This window comes from Staphylococcus roterodami (assembly GCA_022493055.1).
In the GTDB taxonomy this organism is placed as follows: domain Bacteria; phylum Bacillota; class Bacilli; order Staphylococcales; family Staphylococcaceae; genus Staphylococcus; species Staphylococcus singaporensis.
Genome location: CP092781.1, coordinates 1,564,085 through 1,581,256 on the forward strand (window position 1 = coordinate 1,564,085; position 17,172 = coordinate 1,581,256).

At 32.1% G+C, this 17,172-nt stretch carries 18 protein-coding genes; 1 reads left to right on the forward strand and 17 read right to left on the reverse strand.

Going from position 1 to position 17,172, the window contains the following annotated elements:
- Positions 1-64: 64 nt before the first annotated feature.
- The 6 genes from ML436_07565 to ML436_07590 all read right to left on the reverse strand — a co-directional run bounded on the left by ML436_07565 (position 65) and on the right by ML436_07590 (position 6,614).
- Positions 65-1,165: a Nif3-like dinuclear metal center hexameric protein gene (locus tag ML436_07565; protein UMT77060.1), complete on the reverse strand. Its 1,101-nt coding sequence runs from the start codon at positions 1,163-1,165 to the stop codon at positions 65-67.
- Between the two features lie 2 nt (positions 1,166-1,167).
- Entirely contained in the window at positions 1,168-1,845 is a 678-nt protein-coding gene (locus ML436_07570; protein UMT77061.1) for a tRNA (adenine(22)-N(1))-methyltransferase TrmK, read from the reverse strand.
- Between the two features lie 128 nt (positions 1,846-1,973).
- Entirely contained in the window at positions 1,974-3,080 is a 1,107-nt protein-coding gene (gene rpoD, locus ML436_07575) for an RNA polymerase sigma factor RpoD (GenBank protein UMT77062.1), read from the reverse strand.
- 221 nt (positions 3,081-3,301) lie between these two features.
- Positions 3,302-5,101, reverse strand: coding sequence for a DNA primase (dnaG, locus tag ML436_07580; GenBank protein ID UMT77063.1), 1,800 nt, complete (start codon positions 5,099-5,101; stop codon positions 3,302-3,304).
- Between the two features lie 60 nt (positions 5,102-5,161).
- Entirely contained in the window at positions 5,162-5,980 is an 819-nt protein-coding gene (locus tag ML436_07585; GenBank protein UMT77064.1) for a kinase/pyrophosphorylase, read from the reverse strand.
- A 10-nt stretch (positions 5,981-5,990) separates the two neighbouring features.
- Positions 5,991-6,614: a helix-turn-helix transcriptional regulator gene (locus tag ML436_07590; protein UMT79503.1), complete on the reverse strand. Its 624-nt coding sequence runs from the start codon at positions 6,612-6,614 to the stop codon at positions 5,991-5,993.
- Between the two features lie 334 nt (positions 6,615-6,948).
- Here ML436_07590 and ML436_07595 point away from each other — a divergent pair, with 334 nt between their 5' ends.
- Positions 6,949-8,340: a glycine--tRNA ligase gene (locus tag ML436_07595; protein ID UMT77065.1), complete on the forward strand. Its 1,392-nt coding sequence runs from the start codon at positions 6,949-6,951 to the stop codon at positions 8,338-8,340.
- Positions 8,341-8,467: 127 nt separating this feature from the next.
- Here ML436_07595 and recO read toward each other — a convergent pair whose 3' ends face one another.
- The 11 genes from recO to mtaB form a co-directional block, all read right to left on the reverse strand.
- Positions 8,468-9,214 (reverse strand): DNA repair protein RecO, encoded by a 747-nt coding sequence (gene recO / locus ML436_07600; protein UMT77066.1) that lies wholly within the window; start codon positions 9,212-9,214, stop codon positions 8,468-8,470.
- A gap of 27 nt (positions 9,215-9,241) precedes the next feature.
- Positions 9,242-10,141, reverse strand: a complete 900-nt coding sequence (era, locus tag ML436_07605; protein UMT77067.1) for a GTPase Era — start codon at positions 10,139-10,141, stop codon at positions 9,242-9,244.
- Positions 10,142-10,546, reverse strand: coding sequence for a cytidine deaminase (cdd, locus tag ML436_07610; protein UMT77068.1), 405 nt, complete (start codon positions 10,544-10,546; stop codon positions 10,142-10,144).
- A 10-nt stretch (positions 10,547-10,556) separates the two neighbouring features.
- Positions 10,557-10,901, reverse strand: coding sequence for a diacylglycerol kinase family protein (locus ML436_07615; protein UMT77069.1), 345 nt, complete (start codon positions 10,899-10,901; stop codon positions 10,557-10,559).
- Positions 10,902-10,903: 2 nt separating this feature from the next.
- The gene (gene ybeY / locus ML436_07620) at positions 10,904-11,371 is read right to left on the reverse strand and encodes an rRNA maturation RNase YbeY (GenBank protein ID UMT77070.1); all 468 of its coding nucleotides are present in this window, start codon (positions 11,369-11,371) and stop codon (positions 10,904-10,906) included.
- Positions 11,372-12,319, reverse strand: a complete 948-nt coding sequence (locus ML436_07625; GenBank protein ID UMT77071.1) for a PhoH family protein — start codon at positions 12,317-12,319, stop codon at positions 11,372-11,374.
- Between the two features lie 280 nt (positions 12,320-12,599).
- The gene (locus tag ML436_07630) at positions 12,600-13,298 is read right to left on the reverse strand and encodes an iron transporter (protein ID UMT77072.1); all 699 of its coding nucleotides are present in this window, start codon (positions 13,296-13,298) and stop codon (positions 12,600-12,602) included.
- 16 nt (positions 13,299-13,314) lie between these two features.
- A complete protein-coding gene (floA, locus tag ML436_07635; protein ID UMT77073.1) occupies positions 13,315-14,304 on the reverse strand; it encodes a flotillin-like protein FloA in 990 nt (329 codons plus the stop codon).
- A 17-nt stretch (positions 14,305-14,321) separates the two neighbouring features.
- Positions 14,322-15,005 carry a serine protease gene (locus ML436_07640; protein ID UMT79504.1) on the reverse strand — a complete coding sequence of 228 codons (684 nt, stop codon included), beginning with the start codon at positions 15,003-15,005 and terminating at the stop codon, positions 14,322-14,324.
- Positions 15,006-15,355: 350 nt separating this feature from the next.
- A complete protein-coding gene (gene rpsU / locus ML436_07645) occupies positions 15,356-15,532 on the reverse strand; it encodes a 30S ribosomal protein S21 (protein UMT77074.1) in 177 nt (58 codons plus the stop codon).
- A 289-nt stretch (positions 15,533-15,821) separates the two neighbouring features.
- Positions 15,822-17,168, reverse strand: coding sequence for a tRNA (N(6)-L-threonylcarbamoyladenosine(37)-C(2))-methylthiotransferase MtaB (gene mtaB / locus ML436_07650; GenBank protein ID UMT77075.1), 1,347 nt, complete (start codon positions 17,166-17,168; stop codon positions 15,822-15,824).
- Positions 17,169-17,172: the final 4 nt, after the last annotated feature.

Below are 17,172 nucleotides of genomic sequence, written 5' to 3' on the forward strand. Positions count from 1 at the left end.
GCTATTTTAAATAAAAATATTAAAACCTCGAAATTTCAAAATTTAGAAATTCCGAGATTTTAGCTTAAATATATTGAAATGGATCTGTATTAATTGTAGATGCTTCAACGTTTATATCTAGATTATTACCAGTTAGCCATTTGAGAAGTAATGCTTTTAAACCTTCCTTCATAACATACTCACTATAATGATTAATATCTAATAAGTTGACTCCTTGAATCTTCGCATCTAACGCATCATGATGTTTAATATCACCTGTGACAAAAATATCCGCTCCTTGTTGAACTGCTTGATATTCATACCCTATACCAGACCCACCAACAATTGCAATACGTTTAATTTTTTGATTAGGCAACCCTACAAAGCGCACGCTCGGAATGTTTAATTTCAACTTAACTTCAGCAGCAAAATTTGCAATAGTCATTTCATTTTCTAATTCAGCAATAACTCCTAATCCAAATTGTGATGATTGTGTCATTTCAATAAAATCATAAACCGGTGTTTCGTATGGATGATGTTGCTTTATCAATTTTTCAGTCAGTAGTTTTTGATTTGCTGATATCATGAATTCAACTTTAATTTCATCTACATATTCAATATTGTTGATTTCACCTATTGTTGGATTTGCTTCGCCAACAGGTTTAAATTGACCTTGTCCTTCACTTTCGAAAAAACAGTACTCATAATTTCCTTCTTGAGCTAAACCATTTTCACTTAATTTATCTTTAAAGTTTCGTACATTTTCCTTAGGAATATACGTTTGAACTTTATAATAGTTTTCTGATTGGTTATTAATCACAGAAATATGTTTTAAGCCAATTGCTTTTGCTAACATAACATTGACACCGTTTGGATTAACATCCAAGTTCGTGTGCATTGCAATTAGATTAATATCATGTTGGATTAATTTTCGAATGATTAAACCATATCCTTCAGCTTTTAACGTTGTTACGCCCTTAAATATTAATGGATGATGACTAATAATCGTATTATGACCCTTATCTATTGCTTCATTTACAACTTCTAACGTACAGTCTAGCGCAGTTAAAATACCTGAAACTTCAGCGTCACTATCCCCAATTAACAATCCAACATTGTCCCAAGATTCAGCAGTTGCAAATGGAACATGCTTATCTAATAATGTCATTAAATCAGCTATTTTCATTACTATAACACCCTTTCAATTACAGCAATTTCTTCAGTAATTTGAGCTAAACGTGCATGATGTTGCTCTTTATTTAACTTTGATTTAATTTGATATAATGCCTCTAACTCTCTTTGCCATTTTTTTATAAAAAACTCATTCTTTTCAACTAGTAACTTAGGTCCAAATTTTAATTCATTAGTTGATAATTCTGTTAGTTGTTCATTATATTCAGCTACAACAATTTCATAAATATGCCCTTTTTCTTCCATAATTATTTCATCTATTATTTCATATTTCAATTGTTGTAATGTATTTCGTAAATTTTCAGTTTGAATATTACTTTGTAAAATCAATCTTGGATGTTGACTTAATTTTTGTTGACCTTCCGTTAATATTTTAGCAATTAACGGGCCACCCATTCCACAAATTGTAATATTATCAACTTTATCTTCAAAGTGAATGACACTTAGTCCATCACCTAAGCGAACATCGATTTTATCAGCTAGTTGATTTGCAGCTACATTTTTAACTGCTGCTTGAAAAGGCCCTTTGATTACTTCTCCAGCAACACCACTTTCACACAAATGATTTTGAATTGCAAAAATCGGTAAATATGCATGATCAGAACCTATATCAACAATTGTACCTTGTCTTAAAAATTTACTTACTGTCGTCAATCGGTCATTTAACGAAATCATTGTAATCTCCTTTATGTAAAAATGAGGTTGAACATTATTCAATGTACCAACCTCACTTATGATAAATATTAATTAAAGTTTTTAAGCACTAATTCATGTCCTAGTATCAAATATCAAATTGATTTAAATTAATCCATAAAGTCTTTCAAGCGTTTACTACGACTTGGATGTCTTAATTTTCTAAGTGCTTTTGCTTCAATTTGACGGATACGTTCACGTGTTACTCCGAAAACTTTCCCAACTTCTTCAAGTGTTCTTGTTCTACCATCATCTAGACCAAATCTTAGACGTAATACATTTTCTTCTCTATCTGTTAATGTATCAAGCACATCTTCTAATTGTTCTTTCAATAATTCATATGCAGCATGGTCTGATGGGCTTTGCGCTTCTTGGTCTTCAATAAAGTCGCCTAGATGACTGTCATCTTCTTCACCAATTGGTGTTTCTAAAGAAACTGGTTCTTGAGCAATTTTTAAAATTTCACGAACTTTTTCAGCTGGTAAGTCCATTTCTTCGCCAATTTCTTCAGGTGCTGGATCACGACCTAAATCTTGTAAAAGTTGACGTTGTACACGAATTAATTTGTTAATTGTTTCGACCATATGCACTGGGATACGAATTGTACGTGCTTGGTCAGCAATTGCGCGAGTGATAGCTTGTCGAATCCACCATGTCGCATAAGTTGAGAATTTAAAACCTTTATTAAAGTCAAATTTTTCAACTGCTTTAATAAGCCCCATATTCCCTTCTTGAATTAAATCAAGGAATAACATACCACGACCTACATATCTTTTAGCAATACTTACTACTAATCTTAAGTTAGCTTCGGCAAGTCGTGATTTTGCTACTTCATCACCTTGTTCAATACGCTTAGCTAATTCAATTTCTTCTTGTGCACTTAATAAGTTTACACGACCAATTTCTTTAAGATACATACGAACTGGGTCATTTATTTTAACACCTGGAGGGGCACTAAGATCACTTGGATTAAGTTTCTCGTCAGTATCTGAACTATCTTTTTCATTCACTAATGAAATATCATTATCATTTAATTGATCAAAGAAATCATCCATTTGATCTGAGTCTATATCAAAATTCTGAAGTTTTTCAGCAATTTCTTCATGACTTAAATGACCCTCTTTTTTACCTTTTTCAATTAATTGCTTCTTAACATCTTCTAATGTTAAAGTCGGATCAATTGTTTGTTTTTTAATTTTAACTGTGTTATCAGACATGAAACGGCCTCCCGATTTTAAATATGAACATTCAAAATTTATTCAATATTGCTATTTTAAACCAAATTCTTAATTAATTCATCCATATTTTTAATTTTATTTTACAATTTGGAACTTATCCTTATAATAATTTTTCAATTTTGTTGTTTCAATAAGGTAACTATTATTTACCCTTATACATTTTGACATAATCATGTTTCATCTTACCAACTTAAAATACATTACATTCGCTCTTTATTTTTAGCAACTATTTGTTGCAAGTAATATTTTTGTAGTTCAATATCACCTATTCTAGTTGCTTCCCTTAATTTATGATTTAGTGACTCAACCGTCTCTTGACCATTTTCATTTATGACATTGACGTAATCATCAATTTCATGTTCATATGGTTCATCATTTAAACTATATTGTTCCAAGCTTATAAGTGTTTCCCTGAGCTCATTAGAATCCACATATTGTACTGCATCACTGATATTATATTGGTCATTTTCTGCATAAAAATCATGCAAAATATTAAATACGTATTTAAAGTGCTGATTCGTAAAGTTGTCTTTTTCAACACTTTGATAATAATTTAAAAAAGTATCTTTATCGCGCATTAAATGTTTGAGAAATGCACGTTCTGCCTTTTCGTGACGATTTAAATTATCAAATTGCGCTATACCAAGCGGCTCTGATTCTATATAACCACCATAATCATCTTCTGGAAAATAGTTTGCTGTTGATTGGTTAAATTGAATCTCGTTTGCTAATTGTTCAGGATTAATATTAAAATATGGTGCAACATCATTTAATGCTTTTTGTTGTAAAATTGAAGATTTCATAAGTGAAATATCGTGACTTATTTCTTTTAAATAACGTTCATATGAAAGGTCATTATGTGCAATTTCATCTTTCAATATTCCTACTTTATAATGTGCAAATGATTTTTTGTCATTTTTAACAAAAGCGTTGAAAGCTTCGTCACCATATTTTCCAATATATTCGTCCGGATCCATTCCAGTAGGTAACTGAATTACAAAAACATTTAACCCTTGCTGTAACAAATGTTGTCCTGTTTTAAGAGTCGCTTCACTACCAGCAAAATCACCGTCAAACATTAATGTTATATTTGAAGTCAATTTACGTATAAATGTTATATGCTCATCTGACAACTGAGTCCCCATCGTCGCAACAACATTTTTCAAACCTGCTGTATCAGATTTTATAACATCCATAAACCCTTCTAATAAAACAATTTCATCTATCTTACGTATAGTTTTACGTGCTTTATCTAAATTATATAGCAACTTTCTTTTCTGAAAAATAGGTGTTTCTGGACTATTTAAATACTTAGGCTCTTGTCCTGTATATGTTCTGCCTGAATATCCCACAATTCTTCCTTGTGCATTCTTCAAGGGGAACATTATTCGGTTTCTAAACCTATCATAATAACTAAAATTCTCTTCATTACGAGAAAGCAAACCTGCTTCATATGCCAATTCAATGTCATATCCCTTTTTTTGAAGGAAATCATGACAAAAATGTGAGCTATCAGGTGCAAAACCAATACCCCGCTCTTTTATGAGCGCATCAGTAAATCCTCGTTCTTGTAAATATGCTAAAGCTTGCTCGCCTTCTACTGTTTTCGTTAATGCGTAATAATAAAATTCTTGAATCAATTCATGCATTTCTATCATTTGTAAATCTTCAGAAGCAATTTGTATGTTGGAGTTAGTTTGAGTCGTCTCTATGTCAACTGATACGTTAACTCTATCCCCTAACTCTTTAACCGCTTCAACAAATGATATATCTTTTATTTCTTGAGTAAATTGAAAAACATTGCCACCTTTTTTACAACCAAAGCAATGACATATTTGTTTATCTTCGGATACTGTAAATGAAGGCGTCTTTTCATCATGAAAAGGACACAAACCTATATAATTGCGTCCTCTCTTTTCTAATTTTACATATTCACTTACTAAGTCTAAAATGTCAGTTTTATCTTTTATTTCATTAATGATCGATTGATCTATTCGCAAATTGAATCACCTATTAAGCATTAGTTATACTATTATACCTAATTTACGCAAAAAATGAAATCATTTCGATTTATTTTGTTCAATATAATGGATAATGTCGTTTGCTGTTTCTTCAATTGCTTTTTGTGAAACGTCTATAACTGTGCATCCTATTTCGCTTACAATTTCTTCAAAGTAATCCAACTCTTCTTGTATACGTGCTTCAGTCGCATATCTAGCAGTGTCACCTAAACCTAATTGTTTTAAACGTTCTTTTCGAATTTTATTTAATTTTTCTTCACTAATTTTTAGAGCAATACACTTTTTCGGATCAATATCATACAGTCCATCGGGTGGTGTTACTTCCGGAACGATTGGAACGTTCATTACTTTGTAACTTTTATGTGCTAAATATTGAGATAACGGTGTCTTTGACGTTCTCGAAATACCAAGTAATACAATATCTGCTTTTGGCAAACCTTTAGGATCTTTACCATCATCATATTTTACCGCAAATTCTATAGCGTCTATTTTCTTAAAGTATGCATCATCTAATCGATGAACAATACCAGGTTCATTATACGGTTCTTCCTCAACTGACTCTGATAATAAATCCATTAAGGGACCCATGATATCAACAGATTTCAATTGATATTCTGCCACTTTATCACTCATGTATTGTTTCATTTCTGGTTTGATAAGTGTGTATACTATAATGGCATTCGTATCTCTAGCAACTTGAATCACTTCATCAACATCTTCAAATGATTCTATATATGGATACCTTAATAATTCATTTTTACATTGTTTAGGATTAAACTGTGAAATACCAGCTCTTGCGACTAATTCTGCTGTTTCTCCAATAGAATCAGAGGCTACTATAATTTTAATATTTTCCAAAATTCCTCACCTATTCTTTATATAATGCTACTAATAATTTAGCTATTGTTGTTTTTGAAATTCTTCCAATGACTTCAAATTTATGATTGTGCTTTTTTCTAACAATCGGGATAGAATCTATCTCTTTTTCAATCATTTGGTCAGCGGCATATATGACTAATTCACTTTCTTCTAAATAAGTTACATTTGGCATACGAGTCATATTAACACTGATTGGTACTGTATGAATATCTGCACCTATCATTGATGCTCTTAATAAATCTTTCCTAGAACATACGCCAACAAAATCATTTTCTTCATTTATAATAAATAATGTGCTAACATCTTCTAAAAAAATTGTGCAAATAGCATCATATACTGTTGTGTTCTCTCTAAGAACAACTGGTTGAGACATATAGTCTTTTACTTCGTATTGTCTTAACTTATCATTAAAAAATTTGTCTTTAGATTTGCCTGAATAATAATATCCAACTCGGGGACGTGCTTCTAAAAAACCTGACATTGTTAGTATGGCTAAATCTGGTCTAAGTGTTGCTCTTGTTAAATTTAATTTGTCTGCTATTTGTTCGCCAGTAATAGGTCCTTTAGTTTTAACAATTTCGATGATTCGTTCTTGTCTTTGACTGAGTTCTATAGGTCTTCACCCCTTTTTTATTCATATATTATTATACCTATATTTCTTTCATGTCACAAACACATTAATTTTACTTGCCTTTAAATAATCAATCAATTAGAATAAACGTACAGCGAGTTAAGGAGAGTGTGAGCTTAACACTAAAGATTGGCGCAATAATCATTTTAAAATCAAAGCGAGTGACTACACTAATTTGGGTGGAACCGCGGGTTAACTACGTAACTTATTTTGTATTTAATACAATTTAAAATATTAACTCGTCCCATGGAAGTAAAGCGTAAATTTTACGCTGTTATTTTCCATGGGGCGTTTTCATGTATGAGGAGAGGTAATTATGGCAAAAGATATGGATACAATCGTTTCATTAGCAAAACACAGAGGTTTCGTGTTCCCTGGTAGTGATATTTACGGTGGTTTATCAAACACTTGGGATTACGGTCCACTAGGTGTTGAATTAAAAAACAATGTAAAAAAAGCATGGTGGCAAAAATTTATCACACAATCACCTTTTAACGTTGGTATCGATGCTGCAATTTTAATGAATCCAAAAGTATGGGAAGCATCTGGTCACTTAAACAACTTTAACGACCCTATGATTGATAATAAAGACAGTAAAATTCGTTATCGTGCAGATAAATTAATTGAAGATTACATGCAAGATGTTAAAGGCGATGAAAACTTTATTGCAGATGGTTTAAGCTTTGAACAAATGAAAAAGATTATTGATGATGAAGGTATTGTTTGTCCTGTAAGTAAAACTGCTAACTGGACTGAAATTCGTCAATTCAATTTAATGTTTAAAACATTCCAAGGTGTTACCGAAGATTCTACAAATGAAATTTTCTTACGCCCTGAAACTGCACAAGGTATTTTTGTAAACTATAAAAATGTGCAACGTTCTATGCGTAAAAAATTACCATTTGGTATTGGTCAAATTGGTAAATCGTTCCGTAATGAAATCACACCTGGTAACTTCATCTTTAGAACAAGAGAATTCGAACAAATGGAACTTGAATTCTTCTGTAAACCTGGAGAAGAAATTGAATGGCAAAATTACTGGAAAACATTTGCAAGTGAATGGTTAACTAGCTTAAATATGAGCACTGAAAATATGCGTTTACGTGATCATGACGAAGATGAACTTTCACATTATTCAAATGCTACAACTGATATTGAATATAAATTCCCATTTGGTTGGGGCGAACTATGGGGTATTGCTAGTCGTACTGATTTCGACTTACGTAAACATGCCGAACATTCTGGCGAAGATTTCAGATATCATGATCCAGAAACAAACGAAAAGTATATTCCTTATTGTATCGAACCATCTCTTGGTGCAGATCGTGTTACTTTAGCATTCTTATGTGATGCATATGATGAAGAAGGCGTTGAAGGTAGTAAAGATGCTCGTACAGTTCTACACTTCCACCCTGCATTAGCACCATATAAAGCAGCGATTTTACCATTAAGTAAAAAATTATCTGGTGAAGCGATTAAAATTTTCGAACAATTAAGTTCTAAATTCTCAATTGACTTCGATGAATCACAATCAATCGGTAAAAGATACCGTCGTCAAGATGAAATCGGTACACCTTACTGTGTAACATTTGACTTTGATTCATTAGAAGATAATCAAGTTACAGTACGTGACAGAGATTCTATGGAACAAGTTCGTATGCCAATTTCAGAGTTAGAAGCATTCTTAACAGAAAAAACTAAATTCTAATAAACAAATAAACAGATGAAGCTGAGTTCAAATTGGATTCAGCTTCATTTTTATATTTTCATATTTTAAAAAGGTATTTAAACAAACACAGCTTACGTGTCTACTTAAATACCTTTTATATTTTTAATTATTGTTCTAATCTTTTTAATTGGTTAATTAATTTCTGACTTTTAAAAAACAGACCAGCATATTCTCGATAAAGCATTAATATTAAGTCTGACATTTCGTCTATAATATCTTGATGTATATTTAATGCATTCATTTTATCTATTGGTAACTTTTGCAATACATCTAAAAGATATAACGTTTTATTCGATAAAATAACAGCATGCGGATCTTTGAAAGCTTCTTGCTTAGATATAGCACCATCAAATTTAAAACTATAACCAACTAAATCAGCTTGTGTTAAATTACCACTTACAACACAATGGTCAAAAGATGCTGTGAATCCAAAACGATTCATACATTTTAACATTACAATTACGGACATTAACTGAGCAGATGTACCTTCGTCTATTTTAGAAAGTACAAATTGTAGTAATTGATAATTATATGGTGCTATGTCGCCTTCATCCATAGATCGATCAATTGTTTCAGCTGCTAAAGATGCATAACTACTCACATAAAGGTCCATTTGTAACTTATAATGCTGACTAATTACATCAACAGAATTCAATGTTCCCATACCTCGCCATTGATTATAAATAAATAAACCATATACAAACATTTGTGTTTGAGCTTGTAAACCAGTTTTGACCTTTTTAGCTCGTCTTGCCATTAGTGGTACTTTAGCCCCGTGTTCATTTAAAATCGTTATGATTTTATCAGATTCTCCATAATCGACTGCTTTGATAATGATCCCTTTTTGGCGCATTAACAATTATCTTCACCACTTTTAAGATTAATCTTGATCTTCAACATATCCAATTTGACGTATAAAATTCACTTTATTTCGCCAATCTCTTTGAACTTTTACCCAAAGCTCTATATATACTTTTGAACCAAGCAACATTTCAATATCACGTCTTGCTCGTTTCCCAACTTCTTTTAACTTTTTACCGCCTTTACCGATGACTATTCCTTTTTGAGAATCTCTTTCAACATAAATTGTCGCTTCGATATGTACGCGGTCTTCACTCTCTTTAACCATTCGATCTACATTTACACCAATTGCATGAGGTATTTCTTCACTTGTTAAATGCAATATTTTTTCACGAATAATTTCACCTACAACAAATTGCTCTGGATGGTCTGAAATTTGATCATCAGGATAATATTTTGGACCTTCTGGTAAATACGTTTTCAATACATCGATAAAATGATCTACATTTAAACCTTCCAATGCTGAAATAGGTACAATTTCTGTAAAATTCATATATGTTTGATATTGTTCAATTTTAGGCATAAGCTCATCTGGATGTACTAAATCAATTTTATTTAATACTAAAAATACCGGTGTCTTAACATTTTTCAACATTTCCATAATGTACTCATCGCCACGCCCAATATCTTCATTAGCATTAACCATAAACATAATGGCATCTATTTCAGATAAAGTATTTTTAGCAACTTTCATCATATAATCACCTAATTTATGTTTAGGCTTATGAATTCCCGGTGTATCTATGAAAATAATTTGAGCATCATCTCTAGTCATTACACCTTGAATTTTATTTCTTGTTGTCTGTGCCTTATCAGACATAATTGCAATTTTATGTCCAATTACTCTATTCATAAATGTAGATTTCCCTACATTTGGTCTACCTATAATTGAAACAAATCCTGATTTATGTTCTGTCATCTATTTTAAATCCTTTCCTGAAAAACCAAATGGGAGTAATTCTGCGACTGTCATCATTACCATGTCACCTTTATGATTTGTCATATATACCGGCATATCATCATCGCATAATTCTTTTAACACTTGACGGCATGCACCACATGGTGATGAAGGTTTATCAGCATCTACAGTCACTGTGATTGATTCAAAATCTCCTGGTCGATACCCTTGTGAAATAGCCGATACTAAACTTGCTCTTTCTGCACAAATTGATAATGGATATGATGCATTTTCTACATTTGTGCCATAAAACGTTCTACCATCTTTCGCTTTTAAATAAGCCCCTACTTTAAAATTGCTATATGGCGAATATGATTCTTGTTGTGCTTTTCTAACTTCTTGAAAATAATGAGGTTGATAACTCATATATGCCTCCCTAAAATAACGCTATAAAATGTGGTACAAATACAATCAAGCCAATGATTACTGCTAAAATCGAAACTATAAGAACACTAAATGCTGCTATATCTTTAGCATATTTTGCAAATTCATGATATTCAACTGTTACTAAATCAACAACATATTCAATTGCTGTATTTAATGCTTCTACAGTTAAAACTAATGCAATGGCGATAAGTATAAATAGCCATTCAATTTGATTAATATTAAAAACGAAACCAAAAACTATTACAACTATCATAGCAAACACATGTAATAAAAATTTATAGTCTTTTTGAATTAAGATTTTTAGTCCATCAAGTGCATATTTGAACCTTTTCATAGCTAGTCTCGCGTAAGGCCATATGCATTTAATATTGCATCTTGTCGACCAAACATTTCTCTTTCATCCGATTCTGTCATGTGATCATAACCTAATAGATGTAAAAATCCGTGTAATGCTAAAAATCCTAACTCTCGTTCAAAAGAATGTCCATAATTATCCGCTTGTTCTTGAGCAACATCCGTGCAAATAATTATGTCTCCAAGTACACGTGGAATATCTAAATCACTAAAGTCTATTTCTGGCTCATCTTCTTCTAATGCAAATGAAATGACATCTGTAACTTTATCCTTATCACGATAAGTTCGATTAATTTCTTGAATTTCCTTTTTATCAACAAATGTCACAGACAGTTCAGCATCATCTTCAATATGTTCTTCATTTTTAGCAAACTCGAGTAAATCCTCAATTTGTCTATACCAATCATCTTTAACTAATCCAGTATGATCGCTAAAATCTATCGTAAACATTTAATTCTCTCCTTCATATTGTTCAATGATTTTACTTACTAATGGATGTCTAACAACATCACTTTGATCTAGCTTTAAAATACTAATCCCCTTTACATTGCGTAATCTGTTAACTGCTTCTTTCAGACCACTTTTAACACCTTTGGGCAAGTCAATTTGAGTTTGGTCTCCGGTTACAACCATTTTAGAACCAAAGCCTAATCTTGTTAAAAACATTTTCATCTGTGCATGTGTCGTATTCTGAGCTTCATCAAGTATCACGAAAGCATCCTCTAAAGTTCGACCACGCATATATGCAAGTGGTGCAATTTCAATAATCCCTCTTTCAATGAAACGTTCTGTTTGTTCTCGACCTAGAACAGTATATAACCCATCATATAATGGTCTTAAGTAAGGGTCTACTTTTTCTTTTAAATCACCTGGCAAGAAACCAAGGGACTCTCCAGCTTCAACAGCAGGTCTAGTTAACACGATACGTTTTACAGAACCTTTACGAAGTTGTTTTGCTGCGTATACTACAGCTAAAAAAGTCTTGCCTGTGCCTGCAGGACCAATGCCAAAAACTAAATCATTATTTTTCATAGCATTGACATATAACCGTTGCCCCATTGTCTTTGCTCGAATCGTTTTACCAAAAGCATCTTTTGTTATTTCTTCATCATATAAATCTAATAAATGTTGTATTGTATTATTTTGGGCCATTTTTATAGCCGCTTCAACGTCTTTAATTGTTATATTATTACCTAACTCAATAACTTTTAGCAAATTGATTAATACAGATTCAGCTTTTTCAACATTTTCAATATTTATACCTTTAACGGCTACTTCTTGTCCTCTTGCATGGATGACAACATCGAAACTCTCTTCAATTGCTTTTAAATGTTCATCATTATTACCTATCAAAGCTTGAGATTGGTTCATATCGTCTATTTGTATAATTCCAGGCATACACGCGCTCCTTTTCATATTTCATTAATATTCATTCTTAGATGCTTTAATATCTACTTAATTATATCATGCTATTTATTGATTTAAACATCTTTGCATCGACTTACTTATATTTCTTTATTAGAAGCGACCTTAATTTGACTTTTAAATTAGTTTCGATAGTATTTGTGGTTAAATGGAATCGAACTAAGCTTATATGATTTTCAACATTTTGCAATATACGTAGTTTGACGTAAAAAAACAAGCACTATCTTTATGACAGTGCTTGTTTCATTTAATATTATAACTGTTTTGGTTTAGCTAAAATTTCTGACCATATCATGCCATTGATAACTTCATCGTTATCAAATTGGAAAGCTGATTTAGTCATACCTTTTTCAACATTTTGAGAATTAAGTAATTGTTTTAATTTCAAACGTTTTGTACGCTCTGATAAATATTTATCTTCAATAATATCACGAGCACGTTTTTCCATTTTAGCAATTTGCTTTTCTTTTTCTTTGTCTATATCGCTACGAATCGTTTTAATATCATCTCTAAGTGATTTTTCTAATTGACGTCTAATTTCGTCAGAATTATCTTGTCTAGAAGGGCGTTGTTTCTGTTCCACCGGTTCTGTTCTAGGCACTGTTATTGGTTTCTCTTTCATTGGTTTTAATTCTGGTTGCTTTTTAGGTGCCATAGGTTCTACAGTCGGTTTCGATTTAGGCTCTTCTTTTGGAAGTTCATCGAATAAAGGTGGTAACGTATCATCATATTTTCTTTTCGATGATTTCTTTTCTTCTTCATTTAATTCTTCACTTATTTCTTTAAACGTTCGCTCAATTTCTTCAAAAAAGCCACCTTTTTTTGGTTCATTATCGGTAGATGTTTTTTGAGGTGGCTTTTGATTTTGTCTATCTTTATGACTATTTTCGCGCATAGTGGTAATGATAGAAATGATCACTGATATGACAAAAATTAGAATACCGACACTCATTTAATCACCTCTCGACTTAATGTTCAGGCGACTCATCATCACTTTGATCAGTTCGTTTATTTATTGCATTTCTCATACCTGTATCAGCTTCAATATTTTTCAAATTGTAATAATCTTTAACACTGATATTACCTGAGCGTAATGCTTCAGCCATAGCTAGTGGTACTTCGGATTCTGCTTCAACTACTTTAGCATGCATTTCTTGAACACGGGCTTTCATTTCTTGCTCAGTTGCAACGGCCATTGCTCTACGTTCTTCGGCTTTCGCTTGTGCAATATTTTTATCCGCTAATGCTTGTTCAGTTTGTAAATCTGCACCAATATTTTTACTAATATCAACGTCAGCAATATCAATTGATAAAATTTCAAATGCAGTACCTGAATCTAAACCTTTGCTTAAAACTGTTTTAGAAATATTATCTGGGTTTTCAAGTACTTCTGTATGGTGCTTACTAGAACCGATTGTTGAAACGATACCTTCACCAACACGTGCAATGATTGTTTCTTCACCAGCACCACCAACAAGTCGAGCAATATTAGCTCTAACTGTGATACGAGCTTTCGCTTTCACTTCAATACCATTCATTGCTACACCTGCAATAAATGGTGTTTCAATAACTTTAGGATTAACCGACATTTGAACCGCTTCTAATACGTCACGTCCTGCAAGATCAATTGCAGCTGCACGCTCGAAAGGAAGATCAATGTCAGCACGTTGTGCAGCAATATTAGCGTCAACAACTCTATCAACATTTCCTCCTGCTAGATAATGCGATTCTAATTGGTTTGTTGTTAATGCAAGTCCTGCTTTATGCGCTTTAATTAATGGCGCTATAACTTTTCTTGGAGATACACGACGTAAACGCATACCAACCAATGTTCCTATACCAACATGAACGCCAGCTGCTAACGCTGAAATCCATAAGCCTATCGGTACAAATGAGAATAAAATAAGTAATGCAACTACTATAATAACTGCTATTACGATAAAACTTAAACTAAACATGGTATCGCTCCTTTTAATTAATCTACTTCCCTCACAACTACTCTCGTTCCTTCTACTTCAAGGATTTTAACGGTTTTATTGCGTAAAATGAAGTTACCATCTGAAACGGCGTCAATACGCTCATTTTCACAAAAAATAATCCCTGCTGGACGAAGATCTGTAACTGTTTGAGCAGTTTTTCCTACGAGATGCGAGCGGTTATCATGCGAATTGTAACCTGACTCAGAATTAGTTGAATCTTTTAAGATAACTTTATCCAAAAACGGAATCTTCCTGTTGAAAATTTTCACTAATATCACCCATTCTACGATTGTTAAAATCAACGCAACAATAACATTAGCAAGCATAAATAGCAAATTATCACCGAGCGTTGTTATACTTACAGTTATCAGTATCATGCCAATAATACCAATTACTGCACCAACTACAAATAATTCAATTACAACTAATATAACGCCAATTGAGAAAATTAAGATAGAATGCATATTGACATTTCCCTGGATGAGAAACCCCAAAAATAAAATAAGTAATGATAATGAAGCAATTATACCAGCTGCATTGATTTTTTTAGAGTAAAGTTGATATACAAATCCTAAAAATGTCAAACAGGTTAATATTAACGTAAAAATAGGTTGAACAATTATATTACTAACTTGTTCAACCCATGTGTCTCCAGTAGCTGATTCCAAGATAGTAGTCATTTGTAAAAAATTATTATAACTCACAATTTCACCTCGCCCTCACATTAATTATACATGAAAACGAATTTACATTATAGTTAAAAGAACCAATAGAATACCAAATTGATTAATTCAAAACTACATAAGTATTCATATTTAATTCTCATTAAACATAGACTTGATTATAATTTTCAGAGATGCATTTTAAATAAGATACGTTTCTGATTTAGTTATTGCATTTTGCTGATTTATTATATAGAATCCGAAAAATTGAGCAATAAAAAACATCACCTATTAGCGAAAGTCACTAATAGGTGATGTTTACTTTATATAATTAATATTCGTGTTGAGGGAGTCAACAGAGGTATTAATTATTTGAATTTACGTTTACGTGCAGCTTCTGATTTCTTTTTACGTTTTACGCTTGGTTTTTCGTAAAATTCACGTTTACGTACTTCTTGGATTGTTCCACTTTTAGAAACTGAACGTTTAAATCTACGTAACGCATCTTCAAGTGATTCATTTTTACGTACTACTGTTTTAGACATCTGTATTTCCCTCCCTCCAAATATCAACGGAACTTTATAGTCAATTGCACAGTAAAACTATGCATTTATAAGTATAATATATCTGTAATTTATGGTCAATTAGTAAATTGTTTTTTATTTGAAACATATTTCACATCAAAATCACAAAGACTTTCATATTTCGTTCTAAAAATCTCTAAATATTTTATTTAATGAGAAGAGTTGATTATATAGTGCATTTTCAATTTGAAAAACCTACACTAGGTATTATCTAACTCACCCATTAAAATAAGTCATGTGTGTTATCAAGTTATACTAAAACTTCTCTATCAGATTTATTTGTTGCGAAATCTACGACTTTAATAGCTTGACCTTGATTTAACGGATAATTTGCTTGCGTTATTTTTACTTTAACAATTTGACCGATTAGTGATTCATCACCTTCAAATTGCACTTTCATATAATTATCTGCATATCCAACTAATGTACCCGAAACATCTCCCTGTTCTTCTGGAATAACCTCTAGTACATCTTGATCAAACTTAGAAGCGTATAATTTACCTAATTGATTGCTCAAAGTAATTAATTTATGAACTCGTTCGTTCTTAACTTCTTCATCAATTTGATCATCCATTCTAGCTGCTGGCGTACCAATTCTAGGTGAATATGGGAACACGTGTAATTCAGAAAACTTGTGTTTCACAATAAAATCATATGTTTCTTGAAATTCTGCTTCAGTTTCTCCAGGGAAACCAACAATTACGTCACTTGTAACAGCCAAGTCTGGTAAAGCTTTATGCAATTTCGTTAATCTCTCTGAAAAACGTTCCATTGTATATTTACGTCTCATACGTTTTAATACGGTATCTGAACCAGATTGTAATGGAATGTGCAGATGACGCACAACTTTCGTTGAGTGTTCTAATACATCAATCACTTCATCAGTAAGTTGACTTGCTTCAATCGATGATATACGAATTCGTTCCAATCCATTTATCGTTTCAAGGTCACGTAGCAACTGAGCTAAATTATAATCTTTTAAATCTTGGCCATATCCACCAGTATGGATACCTGTTAATACTATTTCTTTATATCCAGAATTAACAAGTTGAGTCGCTTGCTCAACTACTTTTTCTGGGTCTCTTGAACGCATCAAACCACGTGCCCATGGAATAATACAAAATGTACAGAAATTGTTACATCCTTCTTGAATTTTTAAAGAGGCACGTGTTCTATCAGTGAAATATGGCACATCTAACTCTTCATATTTACGGTTTTTCATTATATTTCCGACACCATTGATTGGTTGTCTTTCTTTTCGGAATTCATCGATATACCCAAGAAGTTTATGTCTATCTTGTGTACCAACCACAACATCTACACCAGGAATTTCCATAATTTCAGCAGATGACGTTTGTGCATAACAACCAGTTACACAAATAACAGCATCTGGATTTTGTCTAATCGCACGTCTAATAATCTGACGACTTTTTTTATCTCCAGTATTAGTTACTGTACAAGTATTTATCACAAATACGTCTGCATTTGTTTCAAAATCAACACGATCATAATTAGCTTCTTTAAATAATTGCCAAATCGCTTCAGTTTCATAATGGTTTACTTTACAACCTAAAGTGTGAAACGCAACTGTTGACATAAAT

Coding starts and splice junctions, on each gene's coding strand:
- ML436_07570 (UMT77061.1), bottom strand. CDS start 1,845: ATGATTTCGTTAAATGACCGATTGACGACAGTAAGTAAATTTTTAAGA.
- cdd (UMT77068.1), bottom strand. CDS start 10,546: ATGAGTTATCAACCTCATTATTTTCAAGAAGTTAGAAAAGCACAACAA.
- rpoD (UMT77062.1), bottom strand. CDS start 3,080: ATGTCTGATAACACAGTTAAAATTAAAAAACAAACAATTGATCCGACT.
- rpsU (UMT77074.1), bottom strand. CDS start 15,532: ATGTCTAAAACAGTAGTACGTAAAAATGAATCACTTGAAGATGCGTTA.
- ML436_07640 (UMT79504.1), bottom strand. CDS start 15,005: ATGACTACTATCTTGGAATCAGCTACTGGAGACACATGGGTTGAACAA.
- ybeY (UMT77070.1), bottom strand. CDS start 11,371: ATGTTTACGATAGATTTTAGCGATCATACTGGATTAGTTAAAGATGAT.
- ML436_07595 (UMT77065.1), top strand. CDS start 6,949: ATGGCAAAAGATATGGATACAATCGTTTCATTAGCAAAACACAGAGGT.
- era (UMT77067.1), bottom strand. CDS start 10,141: ATGACAGAACATAAATCAGGATTTGTTTCAATTATAGGTAGACCAAAT.
- ML436_07630 (UMT77072.1), bottom strand. CDS start 13,298: ATGAGTGTCGGTATTCTAATTTTTGTCATATCAGTGATCATTTCTATC.
- floA (UMT77073.1), bottom strand. CDS start 14,304: ATGTTTAGTTTAAGTTTTATCGTAATAGCAGTTATTATAGTAGTTGCA.
- ML436_07565 (UMT77060.1), bottom strand. CDS start 1,165: ATGAAAATAGCTGATTTAATGACATTATTAGATAAGCATGTTCCATTT.
- mtaB (UMT77075.1), bottom strand. CDS start 17,168: ATGTCAACAGTTGCGTTTCACACTTTAGGTTGTAAAGTAAACCATTAT.
- ML436_07615 (UMT77069.1), bottom strand. CDS start 10,901: ATGAAAAGGTTCAAATATGCACTTGATGGACTAAAAATCTTAATTCAA.
- ML436_07625 (UMT77071.1), bottom strand. CDS start 12,319: ATGCCTGGAATTATACAAATAGACGATATGAACCAATCTCAAGCTTTG.
- recO (UMT77066.1), bottom strand. CDS start 9,214: ATGCGCCAAAAAGGGATCATTATCAAAGCAGTCGATTATGGAGAATCT.